The following is a 19,471-nucleotide window of genomic DNA, read 5'->3' as shown; positions in this document are numbered from 1 at the left end:
GCGCAGGCGCGGCAGGAGGCTGTCCCGCCGCGCCGCGCAAACGGTTTACTTCGGCATCAGCACGGTATCCACCACGTGCACCACGCCGTTGGACTGCTTTACGTCTGCCGTAGTTACCGATGCCTTGCCGCCCTTGGCGTCGATAACCCACACCTTGCCGTCCTGCAGCTTCACGGTCAGCGGTTCGCCCTGTACCGTCTTCAGCGTGCTGCTGCCGCCGTTACCGCGCGCGGCCGCGGTCAGCTGCGCGGCCGTATAGGTGCCCGACACCACGTGATAGGTCAGCACCTTGGTCAGCTTGGCCTTGTTTTCCGGCTTCAGCAGCGTATCGACCGTTCCGGCAGGAAGCTTTTCAAACGCCTGGTTGGTGGGCGCGAATACGGTGAACGGCCCCTTGCCGCTGAGGGTTTCCACCAGGCCGGCGGCCTTCACCGCAGCTACCAGCGTGCTGAGGTCCTTGGCGGTGGACGCGTTTTCCACGATCGTCTTGTTCGCATACATCGGCACGCCTCCCACCATCGGGTTATCGGCGGCAAACGCGCTGGGTACCGCACAGGCAACTGCGATGCCGGCGGCAATGACAAGACGCTGAATCTGGGTACGCATGTGTGTGTCCTCGCTTGCGGAGGCCATCAGGCCTCTGGATGGGTGCAGGCAATCCTGCGGATCACGCTCCAGTGCGGGCGGCTCTGGCGCGCTGTCCACTTACCTACGTGCCGGTAGCCGAGGTTGGATGCGCCCAACATGAGCTATCTTCTGAATGGTTCAACCACATTGGGACGGTGTGACGAATGGGCGCCAGCCACTCCACGTAGAGTCGAGCTTGCTCGACTGTCGTACGCAGCACCGCTATCGAATCCCGGTCTGCTCTGCATACTCTCGGGAGATCACGTCCAGTCCCCCAATAGCAAACTGGTAGAGATGCTCTGCCGTCGCGTCAGGCGACATCTTGAAGACCTCCTGCAGCGGCCCCGGGAAACTGCGCCCGCCCACCACAAGCATCAGGCAGGGCGCGATCACGCTCAGCAGGCATCGGGTCAGCGCGGGGTCGCGCCTGAGCCTGGCCAGCGACCTGGTACGCAATTACATCGAATTACGCACCACGCAACGCCAGGTCCGCCTGATGCGCGAGGATATCGCCGCACTGCAGGACCGCGCCGCGCTGCTGCAGGCGCGCGTCGAAGGCGGGGTGCTGGACCATACCGACCTGCAGCGGCAACGCGCCGAGTTGGCTGCGTTGCGCGCGCAGTTGCCACCGCTGCTGGCGCAGGAAACGGCCAGCGCCAACCAGATTGCCCTGCTGACGGGTGAGCGTCCCGGCGCGCTGCAGGCCGAACTTGCGCCGCGCGATACCGATGCCGCCGTGGCGCTGCCTGATCTTGCGTTGGGGCTTCCCTCGGAGGTTGCCCAGCGCCGGCCCGACATCCGCGCCGCCGAAGCCCGACTGCGCAGCGCCAGCGCCAGCATCGGCATCGCCAAGGCCGACCTTTACCCCAGCATCCGGCTGGGCGCGAAGTTTGGCTACGAGTCCTACCTGAGCGGTGAATTCTCCGACTGGGGTAGCCGTGCCTGGTCCATCGGCCCCAGCCTGAACCTGCCGATCTTCGACCACGGCCGGCGCAAGGCCACCGTGCAGCTGCGCGAACTGCAGCAGCAGGAGGCAGCCATCAACTACCAGCAGGCTGTGCTGAGGGCCTGGCAGGAAATCGACGATGCGCTGTCCAGCTACGGCGCCGAGCAGCGGCAGGCAAACGAGCTGCAGACCCGCAGCGATGCCGCGGCCGATGCCTACCAGCTCGCAAAGGCACGCTATGACGGCGGCATCACCGATTTCACCTTGGTCCTGGATGCGCAGCGCAGCTACCTGCAGGCGCGCCGCGATCTGACCGCCAGCCAAGGCCGCTTGGGCACCCGGTACGTCGCCATAAACAAAGCGATCGGCAACGCCCCCGTAGAGTCGAGCTTGCTCGACTGAGCCGCCGGTGTCCCTCTAAGCGTCCGGCTTCCCCACAAGTGCCGGGTCGCTACTCAATGGCTGGCCGGGCGACCGCCGGTACGCATCGCCAGTAGTCAATGGAACGCATAGATGGCGGTCATGCCGCGGACAGTTCGCAGCGTCATCGCTGCAGCACGCGAGATGGCGCTCAGCACGGCTGAGCATCAGCTGCATGTACGTGATGGGGCGAGTGATGGGGCCTGGGATCTCAATCACCCAGCGGCCTGCTGCTCGATCCGGAAGGGAAGGGTTGCCCGGTACGGGTCCTGATCCATGGTCGGCGGCTCCAGTTGAAGGCTGGTGAAGTCTAGGGCTGGCGTGAAATGCCGGGCATCAGACTTTTCCCAAATTGGGTCGAGTATGGATCTGGCCGATCTGGCAGGGTCGCGCCTTAGTGGAGTCGAGCTTTCACAACTAAACCCCCGCCCCCCCATCATCAGAACCAATCCCAATCAACGCCCTCAACACCACAGCTGAGGCACGCCCCCCCCCCGACCCAGCCCGGCGACGGAAGCCAACGCAAAACCTGACCACTGGGTACAGCGGGCCTTGGTCCCCGCCACCGCCAGGCTTCTCCAATAGGAGCGCAGGCGACGTCAAGCGGGGAGACGAAATCTGAGGCCGACGCCGGCCGACGTTATCGCCCAAGCACCAATATGTGATGGACTGCCGAATATGCATCTTGCGTGCCGGAGCGGTTTGCTAGATAACACGCTCATGCGGTCCTGCCGCATTCCGGAACAGGGACGATCCGAAGTAAGGTGCGATGAAGCGGGAATCCGCTTTTGCGCCTTCGTCCCTCCCGGTGCGGTACTCGCCCAGGAAGGAGAACACGGATGTTCGGACGGAAATTGAAGCGGGTTTGTCTTGCGTTGATGATCGTCGCGCTGGGTTGCGCTGCCCCCATTGCTTCGCAGGCTCAGGAGAGCAAGACGACTTGGCGTATCTCCCAGCCAAGCGGAAATTCGACCCAATACAAGACTCAGCAAGCGGCGGTGCAAGCGATCAAAAGCCTGCCAGCGCCGAGTCCGTTCCCGCCTGAGTTCCAGTTCGGCTGGCAATCTGTCAACTCAATCAAATCGAAGGTCGTGGACTTGGAGGGTAATACCTCAATCACGTACTGGATGGGCAAGTCTCAACCATCCGACCCTGATTGGACGTATCTAAGCACCGCGCAGTTCCCGACTGAGGAGGCCATGGTTGCCTCCTATCTTGCTGATATCCAGGCGTTCAATCCCATTTGCCAAGGTGCTGCCGTCACGCCTACAAGCGAGTGGTACGCGCTTAGCCCTGATATGGAAGGAACCATCGAGACGCGCGATCTTGAAGTGATCTACATGACTGGCAACAACACGGCCGATTCGCCATGTATGCCCTATCCAAGCGAAGCCGTCATGACGCGGACCCGTCGCCTGAACTGCCCACTCCCCTTTACACAGTGGTCCAACAAGCATGAAGCCTGCGTAAGCGAAGAGTTCGTTGCGACAATTACCTCGAAGTCCAAGCAGTGCGACAAGGACGGCGGTAACGGCAGCTGCCCTGCCTCAGGCAGCGCTGCCATGAGCGGTTTGAGTCCGATCGCTTCAAACACATCACCATCGCAAGAACCTCCGTGCGACGGCACCGTAGGCAATCCCTGCGATGTGAAAACCGGCGAGAAGTACGAGATCGCGCAGGATTTCGATCTCGGCTGGATTGCACTCACGCGCTATTACCATTCGGGAATATCCACCTCGTCGGGAGGCTTTGGCTACGGTTGGACGCATTCGCTTGGCGCGCAGTTAGCACTGGATGGGGCGGGTGGTGCAGGCATTGTTGAAGCCACGGGCTTCCAGCGCGCCTTCAAGAAGGTCGGCCAGGTGTACGAGGCCGCAGACAGCAGTGGCGACCGCCTGGTCCTGAGTGGAAACTGGACCCTGTCTACGTCCGACACTATTTCGACGTTCGACGAAGCGGGTCGGCTCACCTCGAAGCGCTTCGTGGATGGCACTTCGCTCACGTTCGTCTACGATGCCAGCCAGCGCCTCGCTGCCGTCGTGCACAGCAGCGGCCGCACGCTTGAGTTCCTCTATCAATCCAACGACTACGAAGCATTGATCAGCTCCGTTCTGGTCGCGGGTGTGCCCCAGGCCAGCTATACGTACACTGCATATGGCCAGGTTGCTACGGTCACCTACGCCGGCGGCGGGGTGCGCACCTATCATTACGAGAACGTGGCGTTTCCTCAGCACTTGACCGGCATTACCGCTGAGGACGGGCGTCGCTACAGCACCTTTACCTACGACACCGACGGTCGCGTCATTTCAAGCCAGCATGCAGGCGGTGCCGATGGCGTAACTCTGGTCTACAGTCCCAACGGCGGCGCGGTGGTCACCAACGCATTGGGCCATCAGACCGATTACACGCTGACGCCCGGCGGTGACAGCGCGCCTCCCCGAAAGGTGTCGGGCACCACCGATGCCCAGGGTTCGATCAGCCGCACCTACTATGACGGCGCGATTGATTTCCGCCGACGTTTGGATACCTATACGGACCGGCGCGGCGTCCAGAGTAAGCACACCTACAGCGAAGGCACTGATGCGGTGACGGGCCGACCGGTCAACACCCATACCATCACCGATGCGGTGGGCCTGCCTGAGCAGCGTGTAGTGCAGACCGTGCGTGACAACGAGACCAATGCGGTGCTGGCTACGACCATCGGTCAGCGTGAGACGCGTACCACCTACAATGCGCGCCGGCAACCAGTAAGCGTGACCCAGAAGGATCTGGCGTCTGGGCAGACACGTACGACCACGTATGCCTATTGTGAGGCCGCGGATGTGGCCGCAGCAGGTAGTTGCCCGGTGGAAGGACTGCTGAAGACTGTGGATGGCGCGCGCACCGACGTGCCTGACGTCAGCACCTATGCCTACTACGCCGGAGACGACGCCGGATGCGCGACCAATGGTGCCTGCACCTATCGCAAGGGCGACCTGCGCAGCGTCACCAATGCACTCGGTCAGACGGTGGAGACGCTGGCCTACGACGCCTACGGGCGGCCGCTGTCAGTGAAGGATGCCAATGGCGTGGTCACCGACTACGCCTACCATGCTCGCGGCTGGCCCAACTCGGTGACCGTACGCGGGGCCACCACCGCAGAGGATCGCTCCACCCAGATCAGCTACTGGCCCACAGGCCAGGTGCAGCAGATCACCGAGCCGGATGGCGGCAGCGTGACCTACGTGTATGACGCCGCACTGCGACTGACCGATATCGAGGACAGCGCCGGAAACACCGTCCACTACACGCTGGACAACGCCGGTAATCGTCTCAAGGAAGACACGGTGGATGCGGGTGGCACCCTGCGGCGCACCTTGGCACGCATTTACAACACGCTCGGGCAGCTGTCGGCGCTGAAAGACGCCAGCAACCACGCCACCAGCTTCACCTACGATGGCAACGGCAACCCGCAGACGGTGACCGATGCGCTTCAGCGCGTCACCAGTCTGCAGTACGATCCGCTGAACCGGCTGGCGCAGACTCTGCAGGACGTTGGCGGCGTGGCGGCCGAAATCCGTAGCCAGTACAACGCGCTGGATCAGGTTACCCAGGTGACCGATCCCAAGGGGTTGCACACCACCTATGCCTACAATGGATTCGGCGACCTGACCGACCAGGTCAGTCCCGACAGCGGCACCAGCAGCTTCACCGTGGATGCGGCGGGCAATCGCAAGACCCGCACCGATGCACGTGGCGTTACGGCCACCTACAGTTACGACGCGCTCAATCGCTTGATCGGTGTTGCGTACCCAGATCCGAATCTGGATATCGGCTACAGCTACGATGTGGCGCCGGCTGCCTGTGCCGCCGACGAGCGCTTCGCCAAGGGGCGCCTGGGCCAGGTACTGCATGCCAATGGCAGCACCCAGTACTGCCACGACCGCTTCGGCCAGATCACCCGCAAGGTACAGACGATCAACGGTGTGTCCAGCATCGTGCGCTATGCCTACAGCAAGGCGGGCCGCCTGACCGCGCTGACCTATCCCGATGGCAGTGTGGCCGACTATGTTCGCGACCCCTTGGGGCGCATCAGCCAGGTTGGATTGACCCGCCCGGGGCAAGCGCGGCAGGTGGTGGTCGACAACGTGACCTACGCCGCCTTCGGCCCCGCGACGGGATGGAGCTACGGCAATGGGCGCCAACTGCAGCGTCCGCTGGATCTGGATTACCGCCCGCAGGCAGTACACGACCCGGCCGCCGACGGCCTGTCGCTGAGCTACGGGTACGATCCGGCGGGCTCCATCACCGAATTGAAGAATGGTGCGGGCTCAACCGTGTTGGCCACGTATGCCTACGACACGCTGGGTCGCCTGACCCAGACCCAGGACGGTACGACGGGCACGCCGATTGAGACGTATGCGTACGATGCCACCGGCAACCGCACTGCATTGACCACCGCGACCGGTGTGGCCAACTACACCTATCCCGCCAGCAGCCATCGTTTGATCGCGGTGGACGGCGAAGTACGTGACCATGATGCGGCGGGCAATACCACCAACATTGGCAGCAAGGCATTCACCTACAACGACGCCAACCGCATGAATGCGGTGAAGCAGGGCAACGCGGTGCTGGAAAGCTATGCCTACAACCATCGCGGTGAGCGCGTGCTGCGTACCCCGGCGGGCGGTACTGCGCAGATCACCTTGTATGACGAAGCAGGGCAATGGCTGGGCAACTACAGCGCCAGTGGTGATGCGCAGCAGCAGGCCATCTGGCTGGACAACTATCCAGTGGCGCTGATCAACGTGCCCGCTGCGGGCGTGCCGGAGCTCGCCTACATCCAGCCCGATCACCTGGGCACACCGCGTGTGGTGATCGACCCAGTGCGGGATGTGGCGGTCTGGGAGTGGAGCAACAAGAGCGAAGTGTTTGGGAACCAGATCCCGAGTGCCGACCCGGATGGTGATGGTGTGGCGTTCGAGCTGGCGCTGCGCTTCCCGGGCCAGCAGGCGACGGATGCAAGTGGGATGTTCTACAACTACCAGCGGGAGTATGACCCATCGGTGGGGCGGTATTCCCAGAGTGATCCGATTGGGTTGACTGCTGGTGTCAGCACCTACGGCTACGTGACTTCGAGCCCGACCCGGTTTGCCGATCCGCTCGGGCTGAAGACGATCCTAATAACGACACATGATTTCGGAATTGGAAGCCACTCTGCCATTCATATCTCGAGACCTGGCAAGCCCGATTTCCTGTATGACCCTTCCGGCTCCTACTCACCGGGTGGCCGTCGGGGGTCAGGAGGCACGTTTGACGGGGATGACGCTAGTTTGGTGAGCTATACGAGGTATCAGACAGGAACGGGTAGTCGGGTTGATTTCACAGTCATTCCCTTGACCCCGGAGCAAGAAACAGCTCTCATTGAGAGGGCAGAGGAGTGGGGGGATGCGCGAGGCTTCTGGTGCGCAAGCCATGTCTCTGGCGTGTTGGGTGGAATGTGCGGAATCAAGCAAACCATCTTTCCAGGCGCTCTCCAAAAGAGCGCAGAGGGCGCGAAATGTCCAGTGAAGTAAGGGATAGAGTTGTTTCATCATTGATTTGCTTCACTCTATCTGCACTCGTGAATTTTGCGGGGTGGATATGGATATCCGCGTTCATGAAGATAGCGGCGATGCGAATTCCATACGTGTTACTTCTCTCCGTGTTTCTTTCGGTCGCATTCTTTGCACTGTCTCGACGCGGGCGTATGCGTGGCATGTTGCGCAGCTTGGTGGCGGGGGGCATTGCTGGGCTCGCATTCGGCACTGTGGCGGTCACGCTTTCCAATCTGGCAGTTGATGGCGGGCATCGCTTACTTCTGCAGAGCTTTCAGAGATTCGGAGCAACGGCATTGGTTGCGGACATTTGGCCTTCGGTATTGCTTGGAAGTTGGCTTGTGGGAGCAATCGCATTCTGTGGCGCATCAGGCTATTTGAGGCGAACACTTCTTGTGCGAATGGTGTCGCGCGGAGACTGATCGTCGAACCGTAGAGTCGAGCTTGCTCGACTGCCCTCCGCAGCGCCCCATCACCAAAATCTATCCCGCACCATCGAACGCGCGGCCCGGCACCAGTCCATCAACCGGCCACCAGATGGCGGCGCACACCGCTCATTCCTAGGCACCACGGGCCCGGCCCGCCACCACGGCCGGGCCCGCCCATCGGGAATGCTGACACCCTCAAGCTGGTTGAGCGCCATCAACTGCTGCAGATCCAGATACAGCGCCTCAGATTCCGGCGCACGCTGCAGGGCGTCCGCCGGCAGACGAAGCGCGACAGTCGGTTTTGTGCGCTCCACCCTCAGCACGGGAAAGCCCTTGCAACGCACCTGGAAAGAGGGCGCAACGGCATCCGCGGGGTGGATCGTGAAGCCCGTTGCTCGGCGCGTGGAAACAAATTCGTGCGCACTGCCATAGAGCTTCTCGAACTCTGCGAATCCAACCTTCGGATATACCCACTTCTCTTCGGCTGCGCTCTGCGGCCATGGCAGGCAGGCAATAGCGGCCAGCGCGCCGAGAACCATCAGGCTAGACGCCAGGAATGACCGCACTCACGACCCCGCGCCGAGCGGCCGCACGCGTTCCTGGATGAAGACGTTGAGCGCGAGGCAGGCCATCGCCAGGCCCTCCATAACGCGATCGCCCACGTCCTGGTCGGGGTCTCCGTTCTGGCGGGCGCGCTCGGCGGCCAGCAGCAACTCCTGCACCACGCGCTGGCCGGCCAGGGCGCAATCGGCGTCGGCCAGTGCAATCTGTCGGCTGCGTAGCGGGTGGCGTTCCGGCCAAGGCTGGCCGTCGGAGGCTGCCCCGGCGCCGATCCTGCGCAGCAACTGGGTAAGGGTGTTGGGGTCTGGCGCGGGATCGGCTGCCGGCGGCTCCTGGATGGAATGCGGGGCAGGGGAATAGGGTGCGGTCATGGCGGGCTCCTTGCGTGCAGGCAGAAGCCGCCACCGATAAAGGTGGCGGACGATGCGTGGCTCGAAATCCGGTGTGCAACTAAGCCCGGGCGGGCACGAAGCCCCCACGCACCGCCCGCCATGGCCGGCAGACGGATTGCCAGCCGACACCACGCGAAGGTGGTGCCGACTGGCAAGCGTAAACATCAGTTGCACAACCGGGATTTTCGAGGCCCCGACCACCCGTTTTCGGTGGCCCGCCAAGGAATACGCCCGGTTGCGCTCAATGCCAAGGCAGTAGGGGCGAAGCCGTCACTGCTTTCAACATTTTCAGAATCGTTGCAAATTACGCGGCGTTGCTGATGCCTTGGCGCGCAAGGCTTTCGCCGGTATCGGCGATTCAGGCGAGTGCGTTGTCGCGGACCGAATGCAGCGACCGAGGGCAGGGCAGATGCGACATGCCAACGTCATCTGCCGGCGGCCGTTAGCGGCCGTTAGTGGCCTTTAATCGCCATTTTGGTGCGCTCAAGCCGCGCGGCATTGTGGCTGCGCGCATGGCGCGACCAATCAGTGCCATCCCGTCGGCGATCCAGGCCATTCATCGGAGGCATCTGTGGCTTGGTCGCAAACGGGTTGCCACGCCTCTGCGCGGGTGGCAACTTCCAGCGGCGATCACGTCGATCTGGAGCCCGCATGACCCCCGTTGCCCTGTATTCGCCGGAACCGGCCCGCGGCTGGTTGCCCTGGACCTGGCTGGCGCCGATCCTTATGATCTTGTTCAACGCGGTACCGGTGCTCGCGCTGGACGGGTGGATGCAGTCGCAGCATTGGTCGACGCCGGGCGGCGATCCGATCGGACTTGCTGGCGTGCATGCGCTGCTGTGGATTGGCTTCGCGCCGACGCTGGTGGCCGTGCTCGCCTGGGTGCGCTTCGTCGAAGGGCGCTCGCTGGCGAGTATCGGGCTGACCGGTCCGGCGCCGCTGAAAACCTTCCTGCGCGGACTGGCCGTTGGATTCGGCACGATCGCGCTGGTCGTAGTTGCGATCTGGATGGCGGGCGGCATGCAGGCGGCAGGCGTGGGGCTGGCCTGGCGATCGCCCATCAGTCTGCTGCACATCGGTCTGCTGCTACTGAGTTTCATGTTCCAGGCGAGCGTGGAGGAGATTATCTTCCGCGGCTGGATGCTGTCGGCGGTGGCGCGCAAGACCAATGTCGCGGTGGCAGTGCTGCTGGTGTCGCTCGTTTTCTGCTTCCTGCATTTCAGTCCGCACCAGCCGCTCCGGGTCACGCTTGGCATGTTCTTGTTCTCGCTGTTCGCCTGCGCCTGGGCGCTGCGGACCGGCAATATCTGGGGCGTGATGGGCTGGCACGCGGGGTGGAACTGGTTGCTCGCGACGGGCTTCGAACTGCCCGTCACCGGCATCGATGCGCACCTGCCGGCGTTGTTGGTGGCGCTGCGCCCGCAAGGCCTCGACGCCCTGACCGGTGGCGCGGAAGGCCCGGAAGGAAGTTACCTGTGCAGCGTGTTCTTCGTCGCCGCGATCGCGTGGATGCAGTGGCGAAAGACGCGCGGAGCTCAGAGCCTCTCGCCGACGGGCCACAGCCGCTAGCGGCCCTTCATCGCCACCTTGGTCCGCTCAAGCCACGCGGCATTGTGGCTGCGCGCGTGGCGCGACCAGTGCTTGGCGTCGTCCAGGATGCTGTCGAACAAGCTGCGGGCCTGATCCCGATCGGCCGACTGCGGCTGCGCCATCAGCCATTCGGCATACAGGCAACGTGCGGCGGCATCGTTACCGCAGTCCACCGCGCGCTCGAACGCTGCGCGGGCGTCGGGCGACTGGGTTTCGGCCAGTGCCTGCGCGTAGAGCAGGGTCTGTTCCGGCTTGCGGCGTGTATCAGGGTGGCGGGCGAACAGGCCGTCCAGCGTCTCGACCGCCAGCGCAGCGTGGCCGGAATCCAGGCGAGCGCGAGCCAGGCCGGTCAGGATGTAAGGATCGTCGCCCAGTGGTGAGCTGGCGGCGTGTTCCAGCAGGTCTCGGGCTTCCTCGGCCTGGCCGGAATTGAGCAGCGTCATGCCCAGGCGAACCCGGTTCTGCACGGTGGGCGTGCGCGCCAGCTCGGCCCGCGCGTTGCGCAGATCCTGGCCGGGGTTCACCAGTTGCTTGGCGGAGCGGATGGCCTGCCGGGCGCCGCGCGAATGGCGGGCTTCCGGAAAGTAGATCGCCAGGAAGTAGACGACGCTGCCCAGGAGCGGAAACGAGAAGAGCAGGAGGAGCCAGTAGAGGCTCTGGCCTGAGCGGATGGCGTGGACCGCGAAGAAGATGGCGGCCAGTACGTGGAGTCCGATTCCGATATAGGGCATGTGGGTGCCTGGTCCTTGGGAGGGCAGGCACTATAGTGGGAGTGGGGTGGGGCGCCAATGGGGTGTGGGTCGGGCGTGATGCGTCACGTTAATGGGGCCGATTCCCGTCGCATGACTCAGTGGCTTCGTGCGTCGGCAGGAAAATAGCGCCCGTCCAGCCGCAGGGCGACATGCACCAACAGGATCAGCACAGGCACTTCCACCAAGGGGCCGATAACCGCGGCGAAGGCGACCGGCGAGGCCAGGCCAAACGCGGCGATGGCAACGGCAATGGCCAGCTCGAAGTTGTTGCCTGCCGCAGTGAAGGCGATCGCGGTCGTGCGCGGGTAGTCCTTGGCAATGATCCTGCCCATGAAGAAGCTCAGCACGAACTGGACAATGAAATAGAGCGTGAGCGGGATCGCGATGCGCACTGCATCCATCGGGATGCGCAGCACGTCGCCGCCCTTCAGGCTGAACATGGCAACGATCGTGAACAACAGCGCCGCCAGCGTGATGGGACTGATCGCCGGCAGGAACGTCTCTTCATACCATCGCACGCCCTTGCGCGCCTTGAGCCAGCGTCGGGTAACGAACCCCGCCAGGAAAGGGATGCCCAGATAGATCAGCACGGCCTCGGCAATGGTCCAGAAACTGACGTCGATCACGCTGCCCTGCAGCCCGAACACTGGCGGCAGCCACGACAGGAAGAACCACGCATACACACTGAACAGCGCGATCTGGAAGATCGAATTGAATGCCACCAGGCCCGCCACGTACTGCCCATCGCCGCGGGCGAGCTGGTTCCAGACCAGCACCATGGCAATGCAGCGTGCCAGCCCAATCAAAATCAGGCCGGTCATGTATTCGGGGTAGTCGCGCAGGAACAGCACCGCCAGGCCAAACATCAGGAGCGGGCCGATGATCCAGTTCTGCACCAGCGACAGCATAAGTACACGCTTGTCGGCGAACACCTTGGGCAGCGCTTCGTACTTCACCTTGGCCAGCGGCGGATACATCATCAGGATCAGGCCAATGGCGATCGGGATGTTCGTCGATCCAATCGACAGGCTATGGAGCGCGCTGGGCACGCCTTCGAACATCGCGCCCACGCCGACGCCCAGGGCCATTGCCAGGAAAATCCAGAGCGTAAGGTGCCGGTCCAGGAAGGACAGGCGGGGCGTGTCAGTCGTCATGGCAGGTCTCGCAGGGAGCGGTTGGTCGATCTGTGCGATCTCGAAGAGGCGAGACGTCAGCAACCCGCAGGGCGGTCGCAGGCCTGATCGCCCGCGCAGCAGTTTTCGGTCAGGTAGGCCACCAGCGCGCTCATCGCCTGGAACTCGGCCCGGTAGCAGATGGTGCGACCGCGCTGCTCGGCGGTGACCAGGCCTGCGGCCAGCAGCTCCTTCAGATGGAAGGAGAGGGTGGCGCCGGGAAGGGAAAGCGACTGTGCGATGTCACCGGCCAGCTTGCCGCCACTTCCGGCCTGGACCAGGAGGCGAAAGATGGAAAGGCGGGTGGTGTGGCCCAGGGCCGCCAAGGCATGGGTTGCAGTCTTATGTTCCATGTTTCTAGAATAGTCGAATCGAATCGGCAGGACAACCCGCATGCAGCAGCTTCCCAACGTCGTCCCCGGCGCATTGAACCCTCCAGCTGCCGAAAGGCTGAGCGAGCCGAACGCCTCGCCACACCGGCCCCGCATCCTGATCCTGTACGGCTCCCTGCGCCCGCAGTCCTTCAGCCGCAAGCTGGCGCTGGAGGCGCAGCGGTTGTTGGAGCACTTGGGTGCAGAGACCCGGCTGTTCGATCCGCACGACCTGCCGATGCTCGACTCGGTGCCCGCCTCGCACCCCAAGGTGCAGGAGCTGCGCCAGGCCTCGCTGTGGTCCGAAGGGCACGTCTGGGTCAGCCCGGAACGCCACGGCACCCTGACGGCCGTGTTCAAGAACCAGATCGACTGGCTGCCGCTGGAGGAGGGGAGCGTACGCCCGACGCAAGGTCGCACGCTGGCCGTGATGCAGGTTTGCGGAGGCTCCCAGTCCTTCAACGTGGTCAACGCGCTACGGGTTCTTGGCCGCTGGATGCGGATGGTCACGATTCCGAATCAGTCTTCGGTGGCCAAGGCCTGGCAGGAGTTCGATGATGAGGGGCGCATGAAACCGTCGGCCTACTACGATCGCGTAGTGGATGTGATGGAAGAACTGGTCAAGTTCACCCTCCTGGTGCGTGGCCGCAGTGACTACCTGGTTGACCGCTACAGCGAGCGAAAGGGCGCAGTCGAAGCGGCCGCGCTTGCCGCTGCGGCCGGTGTGGTCGAGACCGCAGTGGATGAAAAGGAGAGCGCATGAACGCTGTCATCTACCACAACCCCAAGTGCGGCACGTCGCGAAACACCTTGGCGTTGATTCGTCACGCCGGCATTGAGCCTGAAGTGATCGAGTACCTGGCCAACCCGCCCAGCCGAGCGAAACTGGTCGCGCTGATTGCCGCCGCCGGATTGGATGTTCGCGGCGCGATTCGACAGAAGGGCACGCCGTATCTGGAGCTGGGGCTGGACGATCCCGCGTTGAGCGAGAGCGCACTGCTGGATGCCATGCTGGCCAATCCTGTTCTCATCAATCGGCCCTTCGTGCAGACGGACATGGGCACGCGCCTGTGCCGACCGTCCGAGGTGGTTCTGGACATCCTGCCAGCGGTGCGGGAGCCGTTTGCCAAGGAAGATGGCGAAGTGGTGATTGATCGGGGTGGCAGGCGCCTTCGTTGAACGGCTAAATTGCCACGGGATAGCAACCTCTGGAAGGAAGCGTGCTGGGTTGTTGGCCGGACGCGGCCACCCTAAGATCGAGCTGTATCAAGAAAAGGCCTCACCATGCGGTGCTTTGTGGATAGGTCGCATGCCCGGATCTACGAGTCCGTCTACCAGGTAGTTAGACCGCTAAGGATTGCTGAGTGAACTCTTTGGTCTTTGCTTTTCAGATTGAATTTTTCGTGGCAGCGCTATGTGCAGCTGTAATTTTTTACATGCAGGTTCGTGGCTATCGCAAGCACAGGAAGCAGTTCTTCATTACTTTGGCCGCCTCAACTGTATTTGCGGTGGCCGCCACTCTTATGAGAGCGCTCCCATACCTTCTTCGGATGCCTGAAAGCCAATCGGTCGAGCTGTACTGGCTGTCTGTCCCGCTCGCTATTCTTGCCTCTGCACTTGCCACATGGGGCAGCGTCCAGTTCTTTCAGGCATTCGATGATAAATAGCTCGCAGGCATCGCGGTCTAACAGATTGTTCGAACCGACGCCGCTTCGCAGCCCGGCCGCCAGATAGCGGCGCACACCGCTCATCCTTGGGCACCGCGGGCCCGGCCCGCCACCACGGTCGGGCCCGCCGATCGGGAATGCCGGCACCCTCAATCTGATTGAGCGCCAGCAACTGCTGCAGATCCACATACAGCGCCTCAGATTCCGGCGCACGCTGTAGAGCGTCTGCCGGCAGACGCAGCGCGACCGTCGGTTTTGTGCGCTCCACCCTCAGCACGGGAAAGCCTTTGCAGCGCACCTGGAAAGAGGGGCAACGGCATCCGCTGGGTAGATCGTGAAGCCCGTTGCTCGGCGCGTGGAAACAAATTCGTGCGCACTGCCATAGAGCTTCTCGAACTCCGCGAATCCCATCTTCGGATATGCCCACTTCTCTTCGGCGGCGCTCTGCGGCCATGGCAGGCAGGCAAGCGCGGCCAGTGCACTGATGACCATCAGGCCAGACGCCAGGAGCGACCTCACTCACGAGCCCGCGCCGAGCGGCCGCAAGCGTTCCTGGATGAAGACGTTGAGCGCGAGGCAGGCCATGGCCAGGCCTTCCATAACACGGTCGCCCACATCCTGGTCGGGGTCTCCGTTCTGGCGGGCGCGTTCGGCGGCCAGCAGCAGTTCCTGCACCACGCGCTGGCCAGCCAGGGCGCAATCGGCATCAGCCAGTGCAATCTGTCGGCTGCGTAGCGGGTGGCGTTCGGGCCAGGGTTGGCCATCTGCGGCGGCACCGGCGCCGATACTGCGCAGCAGGTGGGTAAGCGTGTTGGAGTCTGGCGCGGGGTCGGCTGCCGGCGGTTCCTCGATGGAATGCGGGGCAGGGGAGTAGGGTGCGGTCATGGCAGGCTCCTTGCGTGCAGGCAGAAGCCGCCACCGATAAAGGTGGCGGACGATGCGTGGCTCGAAAATCCGGTGTGCAACTAAGCCCGGGCGGGCACGAAGCCCCCACGCACCGCCCGCCATAGCCGGCAGACGGATTCCCTGCCGACACCTCTTTGGCGGCGGTACCGGCTGGCAAGCGCAAACAACGTCGTGTTCCCGGGATTTTCGAGACCCCGACCACCCATTTTCGGTGGCCCGGCGCAGGCTAATGCACGGCCTCTAGCGCGCGGCGCCATCGATTCAACTGCTTACGGCCCCCGGCCCAAGTCTCATTCGCTTTTTCAGCCATAGCCAAGTCGCGCTGCGGCAACATTCCAACATGGATTGAATGCTACGACGGCGCGGGACGGCCGCAGCAACTTGATCTGACTGGGGGACGTTACAACGCGGATCCGTGAAGACAATTCGCCCTTTCAGTACGCCCGGAAGCCGCTGGAACTTGCTTTCGTGCAGCTCCTCCTCATAGCCTCTGGCGCGCGCCTCCTCCAATTCCTTCAGGTTGACGTCAACGATCAACACCGCCTCACAGTTTTTACCCGCTTCAGACAGCACCTGCCGCGCACCCGTGCCGCGAATGGGGCCGAATACGCCGCTGCCGCCATACTTGGCGACATTGCTCATCACGATGTATTGGTAAAAGCGGTTTGCGTCGGCGATGCATGACGAACGATAGAGATCTGCGAAGGGGTTGTGGGCTACGACCACCACCATGTCCAGCGGACTCTCTCGTCCTTCGAGGTTCAGCCGGGCCAGCAGATCAAGGTGGCTGTAGTCGTAGCAGATAAGCACACCAATGGCCCGTCCCTGCGGGTCCACGAACCTCAAGAGCCGATCGCCGCGTTTCATCTGCATACGCCCGCCGTCCCGTTCGGAGCATTGACCGTCGTACTGGGAACGGGTGACCTTCCGGTACAAGATTGGGCTCGAGCCAGGCCGCAAGATGGCGCACTCGTTTGCGTTCTCGGCCGGGTAGTCGACTCCCGCCACCACCATCGCCCCGGTGCGGTCACTGAATGCCTGCAGTAACGGCAAGAATGCCCGCGGCACAAACACCTCTGGGAGGGCCAGCAGGTCCAACTTTCCCGGGCGTTCGCTCTTCAGGCTGCACTGGAACTCGACATGCTGGAGCCAGCTTGAAAGCTTCTGCATGAACACTCCAACACCGGTTGCGTTGGTCAATCGGTAGCCTGAAGTTGTGTAGGCGTCCAAGCTCATGCTCTCTAACTGCGCCACCGCTACACGCATTGAATCGGGCAGCGTCTTCGTCTCCTCGTCGCAGCAATGAACAACGACGGGCGCACCGGGGCGAGCATCGAAGGTCGAAAGGAAGTGCTGCGATGGAACCATCGCTTCAAGATCGTACGGCAGTTGTCCGGATTTGATTTCGTCAAACCCCTTCGTCTCGAAGTCTTTACGCAGTTTGCGCAGCACACCGATGTTCAGCATCATCTCGGTCGTGAATTCGCCTGGCCCTCGCGTGCCAAACAACTGTCCCGACGCGCTGAACTGCGCGTTCTTCTGAGTGCCAAGCCGCCGGTAAGGCGCGAACACTGCGGAGCCTCCCAGCTCGGCAGTATTCACGACGATCACGTAGCAGTACAGCCGATGCACATCGGAGCGCGCGTACTCCCAGTAGAGCCTAGTCGCCGCGTTGTGCGACACCACTACGAGCACCTCGATCTGCTCGACCATCAGCGCCGTCATGAGCTCTACGTGAGTGTATTCATGGCAGTTAAGCACGGCCCAGCGCACGGGCTGTTTCTTGCTTGACGAATTCCCGGCGTAGACGTGCAGCACCTGCCCAGTGGTCAACTTCGCAACCTGATCCTCGGACGACAGAGAGAGCTTCTCCTGGTGAATGAGGTTACGACCCATGGAGACATAGGTGATGCTCTTCTTCTCACAGTGCCAGGTACCAGACAGGGCGACTACGGCGCGCCCACTTTCAGCATCGGACAGTTGGAAGCTCGATCTATCAATGCCCCGGCAGTACGACATAACCGTCAGCCCATAATGCAAAGCAGGCACAGCAGAATCCAAAACGCAATCGGACGATTCGCATCGTGGAGTATCTGGTAAAGCAATCTGATTTCGAACGTCCACCCCAGCGGCCATCTGCACCAGGCGCAACGGAAGCATCCCTTCAGCATTGGCAAAAAGATCAGAGTCATGCCGCTGGATCTCAACTTGCTTCATTGTCACTCTCCATTTACTCCACATCTTGCGCCCAGCGGGTCATTTCTGCGGTCGATGGGGTGGTTTTTTCCGATCCGCACGGCAAACACGCCCGATCCATCCAGGTGTACCGGCACTCAAGAGTCCTCACGCGACCATCGCCGGCACTGCTCGTACACATCCCCATCCCACCAGGCATGAAATTCCATAGGCCGCGTAATGCGGTCCATCAGGGCACGCGTCTTGGCCTTGTCGCCGGCTTGGCAGGCGAAATAGGCGAAGTTCTGCAGGTTCCAGTCAGACGGATACCGGGCCAGCACATCGTCAATTCCCTGGCTCATCAACGGCCAGTCCACCTGTTTCTCAGCGAACGGGCTGCTGTAATAGCTGCCCGCGGTGGACCAGTAGATGCGCGCGTAGAGGGCAGGGCGGTCGCGTTCCGGCACCGTCTCGAGCGCGCGCCGTGCCATCGATTCCACGGCATAGGGGGTACCGCCCCATTTGGGCGAGAAGTACTGCGCCGCCACGAACGGAATCATGGTGTTACCCGGGTGCTTGGCCATGCCTTCATCCACCAGCGCCATCAGGTCGGTCGCTTCCCAGTTCAGCCGCACGGCGGCGGATGATGCCAGCTCGTACCAGCCTGCGTCGCTCGCGCACTGCTTCTTGTGTTCGGCCAGGTACTTGCTGGCCGCTTCGGTGTAGGCATGAAAGTAGGCGGAATCCTGCGCGCTGATCGAGTTGGAATAGCCGTATCCGCGGTACGCCATGCCGCGCCCGAGCATTGTGGCGGCCATGGCCAGGTGGGACGTTGCAGAACGCGGGTATTTCTTCACCCAGCGCGTGATCCGGTCGCGCATCGGGTCGTCCTGACCCAGCGGAATCCGGTCGGCCTCGTACAGCGCCGACAGCGCTTCGTAGAAATGGGTCAACTTGAGCGTGCCGCTGCTGGTGGTCTCACCGGAACGACGGTACTTGTTGGCCAAGGCTTCCAGACCCGCGAAATCCTCTTTGCCCAGCAAGGATTCAACCTGCAGTTGGATGCCGTTGCGTTCGGCGTACTCGGGCGAGTCTATGGATGGCCCGGCCTGTGCGGTACCGACGGCGCAAGGCAGCGTGACCAGTGCGATGGAGAGGCAGAGCAACAGTGATGCGGGTGAGCGCATGTCGACAGTCCTGGTCTGAGGGCCGCTTTCAGTCCTGGGTGGCGGCTGGAACCCGAGGCGAGTCTAGCTGGAATTGGGGAGCTCTAGCGGCTGGTTAGAAGCCATACTCCAGTTCGCATAATGTATATTATGTTACGCAAAGAAGTGACCAAGCCGCTCCAGCCCTACAGCCGCTCAATCCGCTCCACATAGATCACATCCTCCGAACAGCCAAACCCCTCGATCTTCCGATCCTTGATCTCCCACCAGATCACTTCGTCCATCCGTGGCCGGAACTGCATGGATCCCGCAATCACCACGCGCTTCCCGAACCAGCGCATGCTGTCCTTCAACACGTGCTTGGGAAGTGCCAGATCAAAGCATCTGCCGTCATCTACGCGGATCTCACCAAGGCCGTGACCGCCTGGGTAAACCTCCAGCGTGCCGGTCACCTCGATCATGGCGTCAGCCACAGACGGTTCGGATTGGGGTTCTGCAGCTGAAACGGATCCTACGGCCCACGCTGTGGTGACCAGGCCCAGGGCCGCGGCCAGGCTGCAGAGCAATCGATTCGAAGGTCGCACGCTCCAGCGCCTGGGCTGCACATGGCAGGACCAGACTCTACGCCGGCATCACTGCGCTTGGAACTGGAATGGGGTCAGAGCCTTTCGCTCTGCGAAAGGATCCGACCCTGGACGTCCTCGCGTCGGCCATGGTCAAGC

The 19,471-nt window shown here is 62.5% G+C and carries 17 protein-coding genes; 6 read left to right on the top strand and 11 right to left on the bottom strand.

What is annotated here, in order from left to right; all coding sequences use genetic code 11:
- Positions 1-45: 45 nt before the first annotated feature.
- Entirely contained in the window at positions 46-606 is a 561-nt protein-coding gene (locus tag C1930_RS10225) for a fasciclin domain-containing protein (protein ID WP_108771645.1), read from the bottom strand.
- Positions 607-949: 343 nt separating this feature from the next.
- Here C1930_RS10225 and C1930_RS10215 point away from each other — a divergent pair, with 343 nt between their 5' ends.
- Positions 950-1,975 carry an efflux transporter outer membrane subunit gene (locus C1930_RS10215; protein WP_234412766.1) on the top strand — a complete coding sequence of 342 codons (1,026 nt, stop codon included), beginning with the start codon at positions 950-952 and terminating at the stop codon, positions 1,973-1,975.
- 857 nt (positions 1,976-2,832) lie between these two features.
- Complete coding sequence (locus C1930_RS10210) at positions 2,833-7,548, top strand: RHS repeat-associated core domain-containing protein (protein WP_108771644.1); 4,716 nt, start codon at positions 2,833-2,835, stop codon at positions 7,546-7,548.
- A 493-nt stretch (positions 7,549-8,041) separates the two neighbouring features.
- Here C1930_RS10210 and C1930_RS10205 read toward each other — a convergent pair whose 3' ends face one another.
- Positions 8,042-8,536: a hypothetical protein gene (locus tag C1930_RS10205; protein ID WP_159093586.1), complete on the bottom strand. Its 495-nt coding sequence runs from the start codon at positions 8,534-8,536 to the stop codon at positions 8,042-8,044.
- Between the two features lie 27 nt (positions 8,537-8,563).
- A complete protein-coding gene (locus C1930_RS10200; RefSeq protein WP_108771642.1) occupies positions 8,564-8,929 on the bottom strand; it encodes a hypothetical protein in 366 nt (121 codons plus the stop codon).
- Positions 8,930-9,601: 672 nt separating this feature from the next.
- On the opposite strand from C1930_RS10200, the gene C1930_RS10195 reads away from it, so the two are divergent.
- Positions 9,602-10,519, top strand: a complete 918-nt coding sequence (locus tag C1930_RS10195; RefSeq protein ID WP_108771641.1) for a type II CAAX endopeptidase family protein — start codon at positions 9,602-9,604, stop codon at positions 10,517-10,519.
- Here the strand turns inward: C1930_RS10195 and C1930_RS10190 are convergent.
- The 3 genes from C1930_RS10190 to C1930_RS10180 all read right to left on the bottom strand — a co-directional run bounded on the left by C1930_RS10190 (position 10,516) and on the right by C1930_RS10180 (position 12,817).
- On the bottom strand, positions 10,516-11,271 hold the full coding sequence (locus C1930_RS10190) for a hypothetical protein (protein WP_108771640.1): 756 nt from the start codon (positions 11,269-11,271) through the stop codon (positions 10,516-10,518). The two genes, C1930_RS10195 and C1930_RS10190, sit on opposite strands and share 4 nt — an antisense overlap.
- Before the next feature lie 116 nt (positions 11,272-11,387).
- Positions 11,388-12,446, bottom strand: a complete 1,059-nt coding sequence (arsB, locus tag C1930_RS10185) for an ACR3 family arsenite efflux transporter (protein WP_108771639.1) — start codon at positions 12,444-12,446, stop codon at positions 11,388-11,390.
- A 56-nt stretch (positions 12,447-12,502) separates the two neighbouring features.
- Positions 12,503-12,817, bottom strand: a complete 315-nt coding sequence (locus C1930_RS10180) for a metalloregulator ArsR/SmtB family transcription factor (protein ID WP_108756179.1) — start codon at positions 12,815-12,817, stop codon at positions 12,503-12,505.
- Positions 12,818-12,857: 40 nt separating this feature from the next.
- On the opposite strand from C1930_RS10180, the gene arsH reads away from it, so the two are divergent.
- The 3 genes from arsH to C1930_RS10165 all read left to right on the top strand — a co-directional run bounded on the left by arsH (position 12,858) and on the right by C1930_RS10165 (position 14,502).
- On the top strand, positions 12,858-13,598 hold the full coding sequence (gene arsH / locus C1930_RS10175) for an arsenical resistance protein ArsH (protein ID WP_108771638.1): 741 nt from the start codon (positions 12,858-12,860) through the stop codon (positions 13,596-13,598).
- Complete coding sequence (gene arsC / locus C1930_RS10170) at positions 13,595-14,014, top strand: arsenate reductase (glutaredoxin) (RefSeq protein WP_108771637.1); 420 nt, start codon at positions 13,595-13,597, stop codon at positions 14,012-14,014. The genes arsH and arsC overlap by 4 nt, the downstream gene beginning before the upstream one ends.
- 185 nt (positions 14,015-14,199) lie before the next feature.
- Complete coding sequence (locus tag C1930_RS10165; RefSeq protein WP_108771636.1) at positions 14,200-14,502, top strand: hypothetical protein; 303 nt, start codon at positions 14,200-14,202, stop codon at positions 14,500-14,502.
- 270 nt (positions 14,503-14,772) lie between these two features.
- Here the strand turns inward: C1930_RS10165 and C1930_RS20525 are convergent, their stop codons facing one another.
- From C1930_RS20525 to C1930_RS10140, 5 genes are all read right to left on the bottom strand, one after another.
- A complete protein-coding gene (locus C1930_RS20525) occupies positions 14,773-14,994 on the bottom strand; it encodes a hypothetical protein (protein WP_234412765.1) in 222 nt (73 codons plus the stop codon).
- A gap of 27 nt (positions 14,995-15,021) precedes the next feature.
- The gene (locus C1930_RS10155; RefSeq protein ID WP_108771634.1) at positions 15,022-15,387 is read right to left on the bottom strand and encodes a hypothetical protein; all 366 of its coding nucleotides are present in this window, start codon (positions 15,385-15,387) and stop codon (positions 15,022-15,024) included.
- A gap of 282 nt (positions 15,388-15,669) precedes the next feature.
- Positions 15,670-17,625 carry a hypothetical protein gene (locus C1930_RS10150; protein WP_159093585.1) on the bottom strand — a complete coding sequence of 652 codons (1,956 nt, stop codon included), beginning with the start codon at positions 17,623-17,625 and terminating at the stop codon, positions 15,670-15,672.
- A gap of 116 nt (positions 17,626-17,741) precedes the next feature.
- Positions 17,742-18,770 carry a DUF4034 domain-containing protein gene (locus C1930_RS10145; RefSeq protein ID WP_108771632.1) on the bottom strand — a complete coding sequence of 343 codons (1,029 nt, stop codon included), beginning with the start codon at positions 18,768-18,770 and terminating at the stop codon, positions 17,742-17,744.
- Positions 18,771-18,934: 164 nt separating this feature from the next.
- On the bottom strand, positions 18,935-19,210 hold the full coding sequence (locus C1930_RS10140) for a hypothetical protein (protein ID WP_108756173.1): 276 nt from the start codon (positions 19,208-19,210) through the stop codon (positions 18,935-18,937).
- Between the last annotated feature and the right edge of the window lie 261 nt (positions 19,211-19,471).

Source organism: Stenotrophomonas sp. SAU14A_NAIMI4_8 (assembly GCF_003086695.1).
Lineage (GTDB): Bacteria > Pseudomonadota > Gammaproteobacteria > Xanthomonadales > Xanthomonadaceae > Stenotrophomonas.
The sequence above is the reverse complement of the archived record's forward strand: the minus strand, read 5'-3'. Positions and strand labels throughout refer to the sequence as shown.